The organism is Nocardioides hungaricus (assembly GCF_054782915.1).
The window spans coordinates 69924-82842 of sequence record NZ_BAAGRO010000035.1 but is presented as its reverse complement, the minus strand read 5'-3'; the positions used below and the strand labels follow the sequence as shown (position 1 = coordinate 82842).

Annotated in this window: 13 protein-coding genes; 9 read left to right on the top strand and 4 right to left on the bottom strand. The window is 73.9% G+C overall.

Going from position 1 to position 12919, the window contains the following annotated elements:
* Positions 1-76: 76 nt before the first annotated feature.
* Genes ACYVKX_RS15620 through ACYVKX_RS15605 form a run of 4 tightly spaced genes read left to right on the top strand, consistent with a single transcriptional unit; the run spans position 77 to position 5158 of the window.
* Positions 77-2788 carry a bifunctional acetate--CoA ligase family protein/GNAT family N-acetyltransferase gene (locus tag ACYVKX_RS15620; RefSeq protein WP_460834184.1) on the top strand — a complete coding sequence of 904 codons (2712 nt, stop codon included), beginning with the start codon at positions 77-79 and terminating at the stop codon, positions 2786-2788.
* A 16-nt stretch (positions 2789-2804) separates the two neighbouring features.
* Positions 2805-3428 carry a sulfotransferase family 2 domain-containing protein gene (locus ACYVKX_RS15615; RefSeq protein WP_460834182.1) on the top strand — a complete coding sequence of 208 codons (624 nt, stop codon included), beginning with the start codon at positions 2805-2807 and terminating at the stop codon, positions 3426-3428.
* Between the two features lie 31 nt (positions 3429-3459).
* Positions 3460-4023 (top strand): DUF5998 family protein, encoded by a 564-nt coding sequence (locus ACYVKX_RS15610; protein ID WP_460834180.1) that lies wholly within the window; start codon positions 3460-3462, stop codon positions 4021-4023.
* A gap of 10 nt (positions 4024-4033) precedes the next feature.
* On the top strand, positions 4034-5158 hold the full coding sequence (locus ACYVKX_RS15605; RefSeq protein ID WP_460834178.1) for an alkaline phosphatase family protein: 1125 nt from the start codon (positions 4034-4036) through the stop codon (positions 5156-5158).
* Positions 5159-5170: 12 nt separating this feature from the next.
* Here ACYVKX_RS15605 and ACYVKX_RS15600 read toward each other — a convergent pair whose 3' ends face one another.
* A complete protein-coding gene (locus ACYVKX_RS15600) occupies positions 5171-5833 on the bottom strand; it encodes a thymidine kinase (protein WP_460834174.1) in 663 nt (220 codons plus the stop codon).
* A 16-nt stretch (positions 5834-5849) separates the two neighbouring features.
* Here ACYVKX_RS15600 and ACYVKX_RS15595 point away from each other — a divergent pair, with 16 nt between their 5' ends.
* A complete protein-coding gene (locus ACYVKX_RS15595) occupies positions 5850-6431 on the top strand; it encodes a rhodanese-like domain-containing protein (RefSeq protein ID WP_460834172.1) in 582 nt (193 codons plus the stop codon).
* A complete protein-coding gene (locus ACYVKX_RS15590; RefSeq protein ID WP_460834169.1) occupies positions 6329-6682 on the top strand; it encodes a sulfurtransferase in 354 nt (117 codons plus the stop codon). Before ACYVKX_RS15595 ends, ACYVKX_RS15590 begins: the two co-directional genes overlap by 103 nt.
* Here the strand turns inward: ACYVKX_RS15590 and sepH are convergent.
* Positions 6660-7583: a septation protein SepH gene (gene sepH / locus ACYVKX_RS15585; RefSeq protein ID WP_460834167.1), complete on the bottom strand. Its 924-nt coding sequence runs from the start codon at positions 7581-7583 to the stop codon at positions 6660-6662. The two genes, ACYVKX_RS15590 and sepH, sit on opposite strands and share 23 nt — an antisense overlap.
* A 121-nt stretch (positions 7584-7704) precedes the next feature.
* Between sepH and ACYVKX_RS15580 the strand changes: the two genes are divergently transcribed.
* Positions 7705-8340, top strand: a complete 636-nt coding sequence (locus ACYVKX_RS15580; RefSeq protein ID WP_460834165.1) for a trimeric intracellular cation channel family protein — start codon at positions 7705-7707, stop codon at positions 8338-8340.
* Positions 8341-8385: 45 nt separating this feature from the next.
* On the opposite strand, the gene ACYVKX_RS15575 is transcribed toward ACYVKX_RS15580, so the two are convergent.
* Entirely contained in the window at positions 8386-9684 is a 1299-nt protein-coding gene (locus ACYVKX_RS15575) for a D-arabinono-1,4-lactone oxidase (RefSeq protein WP_460834163.1), read from the bottom strand.
* Positions 9677-10876, bottom strand: coding sequence for an MFS transporter (locus ACYVKX_RS15570; protein ID WP_460834160.1), 1200 nt, complete (start codon positions 10874-10876; stop codon positions 9677-9679). Before ACYVKX_RS15570 ends, ACYVKX_RS15575 begins: the two co-directional genes overlap by 8 nt.
* 68 nt (positions 10877-10944) lie before the next feature.
* Between ACYVKX_RS15570 and ACYVKX_RS15565 the strand changes: the two genes are divergently transcribed.
* Complete coding sequence (locus tag ACYVKX_RS15565; RefSeq protein ID WP_460834158.1) at positions 10945-12027, top strand: ferrochelatase; 1083 nt, start codon at positions 10945-10947, stop codon at positions 12025-12027.
* Positions 12024-12857 (top strand): inositol monophosphatase family protein, encoded by an 834-nt coding sequence (locus ACYVKX_RS15560; RefSeq protein WP_460834156.1) that lies wholly within the window; start codon positions 12024-12026, stop codon positions 12855-12857. Before ACYVKX_RS15565 ends, ACYVKX_RS15560 begins: the two co-directional genes overlap by 4 nt.
* Positions 12858-12919: the final 62 nt, after the last annotated feature.

The window sequence follows — 12919 nt, the reverse complement described above, 5'->3', positions numbered from 1 at the left end:
TGTGATCCTCTCAACCCGCACCGACCGAAACGCTGCGGGCACGCCGTCTTCGCCGACAGCCGCTAGATTTCGGGGCGTGAGCGAGTCCACCGACGCAGCACCGGATGTGGGCGCGCCCCCCAGGCACTGGGAGGCCGACGTCCTGCTCCGCGACGGCCGCACCGCCCACATCCGGCCGATCCGGCCCGACGACAAGGATGTGTTCGTCGAGTTCTACGCCCGGGTCTCCGACCAGTCGAAGTACTACCGGTTCTTCTCGCCGATGCCGACGCTCTCCGACCGCGACGTCGCGCGGTTCACCACCGTCGACCACGTCGACCGGGTGGCGTTCGTGATGACGCTCCAGGGCCGGATCATCGCCGTCGGGCGGTACGACGTCGTCAAGCCGGGCGAGGCCGAGGTGGCGTTCCTCGTGGAGGATCGGCACCAGGGCCGCGGGATCGGGCAGCTGCTGCTCGAGCACCTCGCCCAGGCCGGCCGGGAGCGCGGCGTGGACCGGTTCGTGGCCGAGGTGCTGCCGGACAACAGCCGGATGATCCAGACCTTCCGCGACGCGGGCTATCGGGTGGTGAGCGAGTACGAGGAGGGCGTCCTCCAACTCGAGTTCTCCATCGACCCGACCGACACCGCGATCGGCGTGATGATGGGCCGCGAGCACCGGGCCGAGGCCGCGTCCATCGAGAAGTTCTTCAAGCCCCGCTCGGTCGCCGTGATCGGCGCGAGCCGCCGCCAGGAGACCATCGGGCAGGCGCTGGTGCGCAACCTGGTGATGGGCGACTTCTCGGGGCGCGTCTACGCGGTGAACCCCAGCGCCAACGCGGTGAGCGGCCTGCCGACGTACAAGACCGTCGGCGACATCCCCGACGACGTCGACGTCGCGATCGTCGCGGTGCCGGCGGAGTCGGTGCAGGACGTCGTGCTCGACTGCGCCGCCAAGGGCGTGCACGGGCTGGTCGTGATCTCGTCGGGCTTCGCCGAGACCGGCGAGGAGGGCCGGGTCCGGCAGCGCAAGCTGGTCGGGCTCTCGCGCTCCTACGGGCTGCGGCTGATCGGCCCCAACGCGCTCGGCATCATCAACACCCAGGCCGACGTGTCGCTCAACGCGTCGCTCTCGCCGCTGATGCCGCCGCGCGGCCGGGCCGGGTTCTTCTGCCAGTCCGGCGCGCTCGGCACCGCGATCCTGGAGAAGGTCTACAACCGCGGTCTCGGCCTCTCGACGTTCGTCAGCGCGGGCAACCGGGCCGACGTCTCGGGCAATGACCTGCTCCAGTACTGGGAGGAGGACGAGTCCACCGAGGTCGTCCTGCTCTACCTGGAGTCGATCGGCAACCCGCGCAAGTTCTCCCGGATCGCGCGCCGGGTCTCGCTGCGCAAGCCGATCATCGCGGTCCGCTCGGGACGTACGACGCAGGGCGTCCCGATGGGCCACGCGGTGCGCCAGATCGCGGCGCCGCCGGCCGCCGTCGACGCGATGTTCCGGCAGGCGGGCGTGATCCAGGTGGACACCCTGGAGGAGATGTTCGACGTCGCCCAGCTGCTGGCGCACCAGCCGCTGCCGCGCGGCCGCCGGGTCGCGATCGTCGGCAACTCCGACGCGCTCGGGCTGCTCGCGGCGGACGCCGCCGCGGCGGTCGGCCTGGTCGTCAACAAGTCCACCGCGCTCGGCACGGACGCCGGCGCCGAGGAGTTCGAGGACGCGCTCGACGCCGCCATCGACGACCCCGAGATCGACTCGGTCGTCGCGGTCTACGTGCCGCCGATCAACGTCTCGGGCGAGGACGTCGCCAACGTGCTGGCCGCGGTCGGCGAGCAGTCCGACAAGCCGCTCGTCTCGTCCTTCCTGGGGGCCGAGGGCGTGCCCGAGCTCCTCCGCGTCCCCGACGTCGCCGGGTCGACCGCCGGTCGCGGCTCGGTCCCGTCCTACCCCGGGGTGGAGGCCGCGGTGCGTGCGCTCGCCCGGGTCGTCGACTACGCCGTGTGGCTACGCGCCCCCGACGGCACGGCCGCCGACCCGGCCGAGGTGGACGCCGCGGCCGCGAAGCGGCTAGTCAACGAGCTGCTCTCGGCGCACCCCGGGGGCGTGGACCTCGACGCCGACGCGCTGACGACCCTCCTGGCGGCGTACGGCGTCGAGCTCTGGCAGACGCGACCGGTCGCCTCCCGCGAGGAGGCCGAGGCCACGGGCGCGGCGCTCGGCTGGGACGTGGTGCTCAAGGCGACCGCCGAGCACCTGCGCGAGCGGCCGGACCTGGCGCACGTGTGGCGCAACATCGACACCGCCGAGGGGATGCGCGACGCGTGGGAGTCGCTGACGGCGATCATCACCGAGCCGGAGCGCGCCGGGTTCGTCGTGCAGAAGAACGCCCGGCCCGGCGTCCCGGTCGCGATCCGCAGCATCGAGGACCCGCTGTTCGGTCCGGTCGTCTCGTTCGGCATCGCCGGCCCGCTGACCGAGCTGCTCGCCGACAAGGCGTACCGGATCCCGCCGCTGGGGGAGCGCGACGCCGCCTCGATGGTCCGCGAGATCAAGTCCGCGCCGATGCTCTTCGGCTACCGCGGCAGCGAGGTCGTCGACGTCGCCGAGGTGGAGCGGCTGATCCAGCGGGTCGCCCAGCTCCAGAACGACCTGCCCCAGGTCAGCTCGCTGGAGCTGTCGCTGGTACTCGCCGGCGCCGACGGCGCGACCGTGCTGACCGCGGCCGCGCGCGTCGACCCGGTCAGCGACCCCCGCTCGGACTGGTTCGTACGCCGCCTCGCGACCCCGGCCGGGGACACCCTGCCCCAGTGATCCGTAGGATCCGCGCATGGTCATCTCCGACGCCCACCGGCTGCTCTTCGTGCACGTGCAGAAGACCGGCGGGTCGACCATCGACAACCGGTTCGCCGAGGTCTTCGACGACGCGCGACAGGTGCCCGGCCTCGACCGGCACGCGACGCTGACGCAGATCCTCGCGGCCGAGCCGGGCCTGGCGGCGTACTGGACCGTCGGCTTCGTGCGGAACCCGTGGGCGCGGATGTTGTCGTGGTTCCGGATGGTCGACCGGTTCAAGGAGCGCGCGGCCCAGGGCGGCTCGGGCGCGGAGGCGTTCCTCCGGCGCAACCGGTTCATCAAGGGCGTGGCCGAGAGCGGCATGGACTTCGAGGCGTTCGTGCTGGAGGGCCCGCAGCGCTGGCCCCGGCTGCGCACCCCGCAGGTCCGCTACCTCACCAGCAGGACCCGGCGCGCGGACTTCGTGGGCCGGCAGGAGTCGCTCGAGGCCGACCTGCGGGCGGTGTTCGCGCGGCTCGACCTCCCGTGGGAGCCGCCGAGGAGCGTGAACGTCGACCGGGCGCGCCCCGACTACCGCGAGGTCTACACCGACCCGATGCGCGACCGCGTGGCGACCCTCTTCGCGAGGGACATCCACACCTTCGACTACTCCTTCTGAGTGCGGCCGCGATGCGTGACAGACTGGCGGCATGCCGAGCAGCAGGACCCCGGAGCTCAGGGACGCGATCGACCGGACCGGGTACTACCCGGACGTGGTCGGCGAGGGCGTGGACGCGGCCGTCGCCGGCGAGGACGTGGTGTCGTTCTTCGTCCACCACGAGCCGACCTTCGAGCGCGACAAGGTGCGTCGCCGCCTGTCCGTGGTGGTGCTGACGCCGGGCCGGCTGATCCTCGCGCACACCGACGAGCACGAGGGCGACGACCTGCTGCCCGAGCCCTACACCTCGACCTCGACCGAGGCGATCTCGCTGTCCTCGGTGAAGTCGGTCGTGGTGACCCGGATGATCGCCAACCCGGCGTCCGGCCCGAGCCGGCCCGCCGAGGCTGTCGTGACGATCGGGTGGGGCGGGGTGAGCCGGGTCGACCTCGAGCCGGCCGGCTGCGCGGACCCCGACTGCGACGCCGACCACGGCTACACCGGCGTGCTCGCCGCCGACGACTTCTCGCTGCGCGTCTCGGCCGCGGCCGACGGCACCGAGGCGGTGGCCCGGCTGCTGGCGTTCGCGGAGTCGCTCTCCTCCCGGACGCAGTGAGCCCCACCTGATGACGCAGTTCCTCGAGCCGGCCTACGGCTCGAGGTCGCTCGGCGACGTCGTGCCCGCGGTGGGCGCCGCGCTGGGCCTGCCGCTCGATCCCCCCGCCTCCGGGCCGGGTCTGGACCTGCCGGGCGCCTCGTCGTACGTCGTCTTCCTGGTCGACGGCCTGGGCGCCCGCCTGCTGGAGAGGCACGCGCACGCGGCGCCGTTCCTCGCCGCGCAGCTGACCGAGCGGGCGACCGCGACCGCGGGCGTGCCGTCGACGACGGCGACCAGCCTGACGTCGTTCGGCACCGGGCTGCCCCCCGGCGCGCACGGGCTCGTCGGGTTCACCTCGCGGGTGCCCGGGACGGACAAGCTGCTCAACGCGCTGCTGTGGGACCAGGACGTCGACCCGGTCGAGTGGCAGCCGCACCCGACCGCGTTCACGCGGCTGCGCGAGCTCGGCGCGACCGTGACGGTGGTGAACAAGCGTGAGTTCGAGGGCTCCGGGCTCACGACCGCAGCGCACCGCGGGGCGGACTACGTGGGCGCGGACAGGGTCGGCGAGCGGATCGCCGCGGCCGTCGCCGCGTCCCGCGAGCCGGCGTCGCTGACCTACCTCTACGACGCCGACCTCGACTGGACCGGGCACCGGTACGGCGTCGCCTCCCACCAGTGGCTCCAGCAGCTCGCGATGGTGGACGCCGAGGCCGAGCAGCTCCGCGAGACGCTGCCGCCCTCGGTGCGGCTGGTCGTGGTCGCCGACCACGGCATGGTCGACTCCTCGCCGGCCTCCCGGATCGACGTCGACGAGCATCCCGAGCTCCGGTCCGGGATCGCACTGCTCGGCGGCGAGGCCCGCTTCCGCCACCTCTACTGCCATCGCGGCGCGGTCGACGACGTGGCCGCGGCCTGGTCGGCCGTGCTCGGGCGGCACGCCACCGTGCTCACCCGCGCCCAGGCCGTCGACCGCGGCTGGTTCGGCCCGGTCGCGCCCGCCGTACTGCCGCGCCTCGGCGACGTCGTCGTCGCCGCCCACGACGACCTGGCCGTGCTCTCCTCGGTCGACTTCCCCTACGAGGCCACCCTCGTCGGGCTGCACGGGTCGCTCACCCCCGACGAGATGGTGGTCCCGCTGCTGGTGAGCTGAGCGGGCGGGCCGTCAGCCGAACGGGAGCGGCTCGGGCGCCAGCGAGACCGCCTTGGCGCGGGCGGCGGTGAGCCGGCGCCGGTGGTGCTGGCGGCAGAGCACCTCGTAGGCGATGTCGTCGGGGCCGGGCGGCGGCTGGTCGACCGCGTCGACGTCGCCGACGACGATCACCTCGCCCTCGACGACCATCACGCCGTTCTCGGTGCGGGCGTTGTGGGTGGCGCGCTTGCCGCACCAGCACAGCGCCTCGACCTGGAGCACGTGCATCCGGTCGGCGAGCTCGACCAGCCGGGCGCTGCCCTCGAAGAGCGAGGTGCGGAAGTCGGTGAGGATGCCGAACGCGAACACGTCGATCTGCAGCTCGTCGACGATCTTGGCGAGCTGGTCGACCTGCGCGCGACCGTAGAACTGCGCCTCGTCGCACACGAGGTAGTCGATCCGCCCGCCGTGGGTGAGCGCGTCGACGACGTAGCGCCAGAAGTCGAGGTCGGGCGTGACCTCGAGCGCGTCGTGGGTGAGGCCGAGGCGGCTGGAGAGCTTCGCCTCGCCGGCTCGGTCGTGGGTGGTGAACAGCCGGCCGACCAGCCCGCGGGCCGCGTGGTTGTGGTTGGTCTGGAGCGCCAGCGTGCTCTTGCCGGAGTCCATGGTGCCGGTGAAGAAGTGCAGTTCAGCCACGGGGCAGAATCCTCTCATGGGCTCCCCGCTGATCTCCGCCGCCGAGCTGCACGGATCGCTCGGCACCGTGACCGTCCTCGACGTCCGCTACCGGCTGGGCGGGCCGGGCGGCCGCGGGGAGTACGAGCGGGGCCACGTCCCGGGGGCGGCGTACGTCGACCTGGACGCCGACCTGGCCGCGCCGCCGGGCGCGGGCGGCCGCCACCCGCTGCCCGCCACTGCGGACTTCGAGGCGGCGATGCGGCGCGCCCGCGTCCGCGACGACCGCCCGGTGGTCGTCTACGACGACTGGTCCGGCCTCGCCGCCGGCCGGGCCTGGTGGCTGCTGCGCTACCACGGCCACCCCGACGTCCGGGTGCTCGACGGCGCCTGGCCGGCGTGGGTCGGGGCCGGGGGAGCGGTGCACGCCGGGTCTCGACGGGCTCGACCGCCGAGAGGGACCGCGGCGACTTCACGGCCCGCCCGGGCGGCATGCCGCTGGTCGAGGCCGAGGGGGTGCTCGGCGTACCCGTGCTCGTGGACGCGCGGGCGCCCGAGCGCTACCGCGGCGAGGTCGAGCCGGTCGACCCGGTGGCCGGGCACATCCCGGGCGCGGTGAACGTGCCGACGTCGACCAACCTGCGCGCCGACGGGCGGTTCCGATCGGCCGACGAGCTCCGTGCGCTGTACGCCGCCGCGGGCGTGTCGGGGGACGAGGACGTCGCCGTCTACTGCGGGTCGGGCGTCACCGCCGTGCACGACATCATCGCGCTGGAGGTGGCCGGGATCCGGGCGGCGCTCTACCCGGGCAGCTGGTCGGGCTGGATCGCCGATCCGGACCGGCCGGTCAGTCCTTCCCGCCGAACATGATCTCGTCCCAGCTCGGGACCGACGCCCGGCCGCGGGTCTTCTTCACCGGACGGCGGGTGGGCGCCTCGTGGTGGTCCTCGGCGGCGGCGTCCTCGGCCTCGTCGCGGAGCTCGGCCTCCTGCTCGACGAGCTCGGGCTCGGTCGGCGGCTCGTCGTCGAGGAACGCCTCGAGCGGCTGGTCCGAGACCAGGTCGATGGCGTCGGCGCCGAGGTCGCCGGGGTCGTCGGACTCTCCGCCTAGGGGCAGCTCGTCGTCCTGGACGGAGGTGAGCCGGCGCTCGCGGGCCCGGCGCAGGTCGTCGCGCTGGACCGCCGCCGACGCGACGGACTCGCCCACCAGCCAGCGGGCGTCGTCGTTGTCGAGGGTCACGTAGTTGCCGGGGGCGTCGAAGGTGAGCTCGGCGGTGCCGGAGCGGTCGGTCGCGCTGAACCCCGCGGTCATCGACCAGCGGCCGTCCTCGCGGCGCCAGGAGTCCCACTCGACGCTCTCCGGGTCGACGTTGAGCCCGCGCAGGTGGGTGGCGACGGCGTCGCCGAGGGTGCGGGCGCCGTGCGGCGCCGAGCCCTCGCTGCGGCGTACCGACGACCGCTGGGCGCGCTCCGCGACGTGCTGCCGCTCCGCCAGCACCGGTGCCGCGAAGGCCATGATCTTGTCCACGGACGTCTGGGCCGCCTGTGCCACCGCCTCGGGCGTCTCGCCCGCGCGGATGCGGGCCTGGATGTCGCGCGGCCGGAGGGCACTTGCGTTGTCCATCGTGGTCTCCAATCGGCGGGAGGGCTGGTCTCCCAGGGCGGCGCGGAGGCGGGCGTCGATCTCGACGGTGTGCTCGGCCCCGTCCTCGTCGACCAGGCGCAGGCGCCTCCCGTCATCGCTCACTCCGGCGAGCGTGAGGTGCGCCATGGTGGGTCCTGCTCCTGTCCCATCGTTTCGTTGCCTGCGGTGCGCCGAGCCTACGCCAGCGCGGGTCCCGAGGCCGGGAGCGCGGCCGCGCGCCGCGGAGCGCGAGGGTTAGCCTCCCCTCGTGTCGACCTCCGATCCCTCCGCGACCCTCGTCGTCTTCGACCTCGTGGGCATCTTCGTGTTCGCGATCTCCGGCGCACTGGTCGCGGTCCGCAAGGGCCTCGACGTGTTCGGCGTCCTCGTCCTGGCCGGTACGACGGGGCTCGGGGGCGGCTTCCTCCGCGACGTCCTCATCGACGCGACCCCGCCCGCGGCGCTCCAGGACTGGCGCTACCTGATCGCCCCGGTCACCGCCGGGTTGCTCGCCTTCTACTTCCACCCGGCGATCGGGAGGGCCGAGCGCTCGATCAACGTGCTCGACGCGTTCGGCCTCGGGCTGTTCTGCGTGACCGGTGCTCTCAAGGCGCTCGACTACGGTCTCGGCGTACTGCCGGCGGCGCTGATGGGCATGGTCACCGGCATCGGCGGCGGCATGCTCCGCGATCTCCTTGCCGGCCGCGTGCCGGCGGTCTTCCGTGGCGAGCTCTACGCGACGCCGGCGCTGGCCGGCGCGGTCGTGGTCGTCGCCGGTGCCCACACCTCGCTGCCCACCCTGGTCATCGCCTTCGCGGGCGGTGGGTTGTGCACCGTGTGGCGGCTGGTCGCCATCTGGCGGCACTGGCAGGCCCCCATCCCCACGGGTCCGGCCTCCGTCTGAGTGCCGAGTCGGCGCAGTCTCAGCTGAGACTGCGCCGACTCGGCGTCAGTCGCCGAGGACGCGGCGGAGGTAGGGGTTGGCGAAGACGCGGTCGGGGTCGAGCCGGTCGCGCAGGGCCAGGAACTCCGCGAAGCGGGGGTACGCCGGTGCGAGGTCGGCCGCGGTGCGGGTGTGCACCTTGCCCCAGTGGGGGCGGCCGTCGTGGGCGCGCATGATCGGCTCGAGCAGCGCGAAGTACTCCAGGTGGTCGGCGTCGCGGTGGGTGTGGAAGGCCAGGTAGAGGGAGTCGCGGCCCGACGAGGTCGACAGCGGGATGTCGTCGGCCGGGGTCACCCGGATCTCGACCGGGAACGCGATCCGCAGGCCGGACCGGTCGAGCGCGGCCCGGGCCTCGCGGAGCGCGGTGAGGCCGGCCTCGCGCGGGACGGCGTACTCCATCTCGCGGAAGACCACGTCGCGCGGCGAGGTGAACACCTTGTGCGCGACGTCGCTGTAGGTCCGCGGGGTCAGCAGCCGCCCGGTGACCTGGTTGAGGGGCCGGATGATCGAGGGGACGGCGTTCGCGACGTGGTTGATCGCGCCCCAGAGCGTGTTCGACACGAACTCGTCGTCGAACCACTCGCGCAGCCGCGGGAGCGGCCGGATGTCCAGGTCGTCGAGGCGGTCGTTGGTCTTCGTGAACATCCGGTCGGTGTGCGGGAACCAGTAGGTGTCGACGTGGTGGTGGTCGGCCATCCGCTCGTCGAAGGTCGCCAGCGCCTCGTCCCAGGACATCGCCCGCTCGTCGGCCTCGAGCGCGAACAGCGGCTCGACGCGGAACGTCAGCCTGGTGAGTACGCCGAGCGCGCCGAGGCCGACGCGCGCGAACTCCAGTAGCTCCGGGTTCTCGGCCTCGCTTGCCGCGACCACCTCGCCGGTCCCGGTGACCAACTCGAGCCCGCAGAGCTGCGCCGACAGCGAGGCGGCGACGCCGCCGGTGCCGTGGGTGCCGGTCGAGGTGGCGCCGGCCAGGGTCTGCTCGGCGATGTCGCCCATGTTGTGCAGGCTCAGGCCCAGCGCCTCGAGACCGGCGTTGAGCGCCTCGAGCCGGGTGCCGGCCAGCGCGGTGACCGTCATCGCGTCGCGGTCGACCGAGAGGATGCCGCCGAGGTGGGTCGGCCGGAGCATGGTGTGCTCCGGTGCGGAGATCGCGGTGAAGCTGTGCCCGGTGCCGACCATCTTCACCGTCGACCCCTCGGCGCGCGCCCGCTCCACCGCCGCCACGATCGCGGCCGGGTCGGCAGGCTCCTCCACCCGCGCCGGTCGGGCCGACTCGAGGCCCGACCAGTTCCGCCACTCAGTCACGCGAGGAGGGTACGCCCGCCTTCTGCCGCGGGATCGCCAGGGCGGCCAGGGCCGCGACCACGCCCGCCACGAGCGACACCAGGTACGCCGCCGAGGCACCCTGGTGGTCGACGACGAGGCCGCTCAGGGTGGCGCCGGGGGCGACGCCCGCTACCAGCCCGGTCTGCATGATCGCCATGCCCTCGGTGAGCCGTCCGGACGGCACGACCGCCTCGGTCAGCGACATCGAGGCGATCATCGTCGGCGCGATCGCGAAGCCGGCCACGAGCAGCGTGAGCCCCATCAGCGGCAGCGAGCCGACGAAGGACAGCGGCACCATCGCGCAGGCCATCGCGAGCGCTCCCCAGCGGACCCGGTAGGACGGGCCGCGGCGCCAGTGCACGGCACCGCTGATCACGCCGGCGGTCAGGCTGCCGAGCGCCCACAGCGCGAGCAGCACGCCGGCCAGCGCCCGATGGCCCTGCTCCTCGGCGAAGGCCACCGTGGTCACCTCGGCCGCGCCGAACAGCACGCCGAGCGCGGCGCACACGACCGCGAGCGGGACCACCGTCCGCCACGGCATCGCCGCTCGCGGGCCGGACGCGGCGGCCCGCGACTGCGCCGGGGGCTCGGTGCCGCGCTGGCTCGCGAGGTAGAGGGTGCCGGCGACGCAGGCGACCAGCGCGACCGCGATCCCGGCGACCGGGTGCCAAGCGGTCGCGAGCACCGTCACCACGATCGGGCCGAGGATGAACACCGCCTCGTCGAGCACGGCCTCCAGGGCGTACGCCGTCTGCACCTCGGCCGGCTGGTCGAGCACGTGGGACCACCGGGCGCGCACGCTGGACCCGACCTGGGGGAGCACCGAGCCGGCAAGCGCCGCGAAGACGTAGGCGGTCGCGATCGGCCAGTCGGCCTGGACCGCCACCACGAGCAGCGAGACGAACGCGCCGAACGCCAGGCTCAGCGCCGACAGCACCGTCCCCTGGCCGAACCGGTCGAGCCAGCGGCCCTGGGGGATCGCGAGGGCGGCGTTCGCGACCATGTACGCCGCCGACACGGCTCCGGCCACGCCGTACCTGCCCGTCGCCGCGGAGACCAGCAGCACGATGCCGAGGCCGACCATCGAGATCGGCAGCCGGGCCACGAGCCCGGACAGCGAGAACCGCATCGCGCCGGGATGGCCCAGGATCCGGCGGTACGACGAGAGCACCAGGCGAGCCTAGGGCCGCCCGCCGACCGCCCACCAATCCGTAGCCACCCCTCCCTACGATGAGGGGCATGACCCCCGATCCCCGGCCCTACGACGCGCTCCTGCTGGTGTCGTTCGGCGGCCCGGAGGCGCCCGAGGACGTCGTGCCGTTCCTCGAGAACGTCACCCGCGGCCGCGGCATCCCGCGGGAGCGGCTGGAGGAGGTCGGCCAGCACTACTTCGGCTTCGGCGGGAGGTCGCCGATCAACGACCAGAACCGCGCCTTCCTCGCCGCGCTGCGCGAGGACCTCGCCGGGGCCGGGATCGGCCTGCCGGTCTACTGGGGCAACCGCAACTGGGACCCCTACCTCGCCGACACGGTCCGGCGGATGGCCGCCGACGGGGTACGCCGCGCGGCGTGCTTCGTCACGAGCGCGTACTCGTCGTACTCCTCCTGCCGGCAGTACCGCGAGAACCTCCTCGACGCGGTCCGGGACGTGCCGGATGCGCCGCAGCTGGACAAGCTGCGCCTCTACTTCAACCACCCCGGCTTCGTGGAGCCGCTGGTCGACGCGACCCTGGCCGCGCTGGCCGAGCTGCCCGACGAGATCCGCGAGAGCGCGCACCTCTCCTTCGTCACGCACTCGATCCCGGAGACGATGAACGCTGGCAGCGGACCGGAGGGCGGCGCCTACGTGCTCCAGCACCTCGGCGTCGCCGAGGAGATCGTCGAGCGGGTCCGGCAGGAGACCGGCCGCCGGCACCGGCGCGCGCTGGTCTACTGCTCGCGCTCCGGCCCCCCGCACGTCCCGTGGCTCGAGCCGGACGTCAACGACCACCTGGAGGCCCTGCACGCCGACGGGGTGCCGGGTGTCGTACTGGTGCCCATCGGGTTCGTGTCCGACCACATGGAGGTCGTCTACGACCTCGACACCGAGGCGCTCGCGACCGCCCGGCGGCTCGGCCTCCCGGCGACGCGCGCGGCGACCGCCGGCGTCGACCCGCGGTTCGTCGCGGCCGTCCGCGACCTGCTGCTCGAACGCGCCGCCGTCGAGCGCGGCGAGGAGGCGGCCCGCGCCAGCGTCGGCGCCCACCCGCCCTGCTGGGACCGCTGCCCGGCCGGCTGCTGCCCCAACCCGCGCGGCGACCGCCCGGCCCTGGCCGGCGCATGAGAAGCCCCGCCAACGCCGAGCTCGCCGGCCTCGCGCTCGAGGTGGCCCGAGACGCCGCGGCCCTGGTCCGCGAACGGCGCCGCGGCCACGTCACGGTCGCGGCCACCAAGTCCAGCGACGTCGACGTCGTCACCGAGGCCGACCGCGCCAGCGAGGCCCTGATCCGCGCCCGCATCTCGGCGGTGCGCCCCGACGACGCGATCCTCGGCGAGGAGGGCGCCGACGTCCCCGGCACCACCGGGCTGCGCTGGGTGGTCGACCCGATCGACGGGACCGTCAACTTCCTCTACGGGCTGCCGCAGTACGCCGTCTCCGTCGCGGTCGAGCGCGCCACCGACCGGGGGAGCGAGGCGGTGGCCGGCGTGGTCCTGAACGCGGCCACCGGAGTCGAGTACGTCGGGCACCTCGCCGACGAGCACGGCCCGGCGGTCGCCACCCGCGACGGCGCGCCGATCGAGGTCGCCGCGCCGGCCCCGCTGCCGCTGCGGCTGATCGGCACCGGCTTCAACTACGACCGCGAGATCCGCCGGCTCCAGGGCCGGGCGGTCGCGCGGCTGGTGACCGAGGTGCGCGACGTACGCCGCCTCGGCTCGTGCGCGCTGGACCTGTGCCACGTCGCCGAGGGCGCCGTCGACGGGTACGTCGAGGAGGGCGTCAACCTCTGGGACCACGCCGCCGGCGGGCTGATCGCCCGGATCGCGGGAGCGCGCTTCGAGGTGCATCCGGGCGTGGGCGGCACGCCGATGGTCGTGTGTGGTCCCGCTCACGGCTTCGACGACCTGCTGGCCGCCGTCCGAGCGGCCGGATTCGCCCTCGGATCGGAGGAATAGCGGCCCTTCACCGGATGTTCACGCAGCGCGTCGTGGAACGGGTGTGCGGATCCGATCGGGAA

What these genes read in the sequence shown, in the direction of transcription:
- ACYVKX_RS15615 (WP_460834182.1), top strand. Translation starts at nt 2,805, where the DNA reads ATGGTCATCTCCGACGCCCACCGGCTGCTCTTCGTGCACGTGCAGAAG.
- ACYVKX_RS15610 (WP_460834180.1), top strand. Translation starts at nt 3,460, where the DNA reads ATGCCGAGCAGCAGGACCCCGGAGCTCAGGGACGCGATCGACCGGACC.
- ACYVKX_RS15605 (WP_460834178.1), top strand. Translation starts at nt 4,034, where the DNA reads ATGACGCAGTTCCTCGAGCCGGCCTACGGCTCGAGGTCGCTCGGCGAC.
- ACYVKX_RS15595 (WP_460834172.1), top strand. Translation starts at nt 5,850, where the DNA reads ATGGGCTCCCCGCTGATCTCCGCCGCCGAGCTGCACGGATCGCTCGGC.
- sepH (WP_460834167.1), bottom strand. Translation starts at nt 7,583, where the DNA reads ATGGCGCACCTCACGCTCGCCGGAGTGAGCGATGACGGGAGGCGCCTG.
- ACYVKX_RS15565 (WP_460834158.1), top strand. Translation starts at nt 10,945, where the DNA reads ATGACCCCCGATCCCCGGCCCTACGACGCGCTCCTGCTGGTGTCGTTC.
- ACYVKX_RS15560 (WP_460834156.1), top strand. Translation starts at nt 12,024, where the DNA reads ATGAGAAGCCCCGCCAACGCCGAGCTCGCCGGCCTCGCGCTCGAGGTG.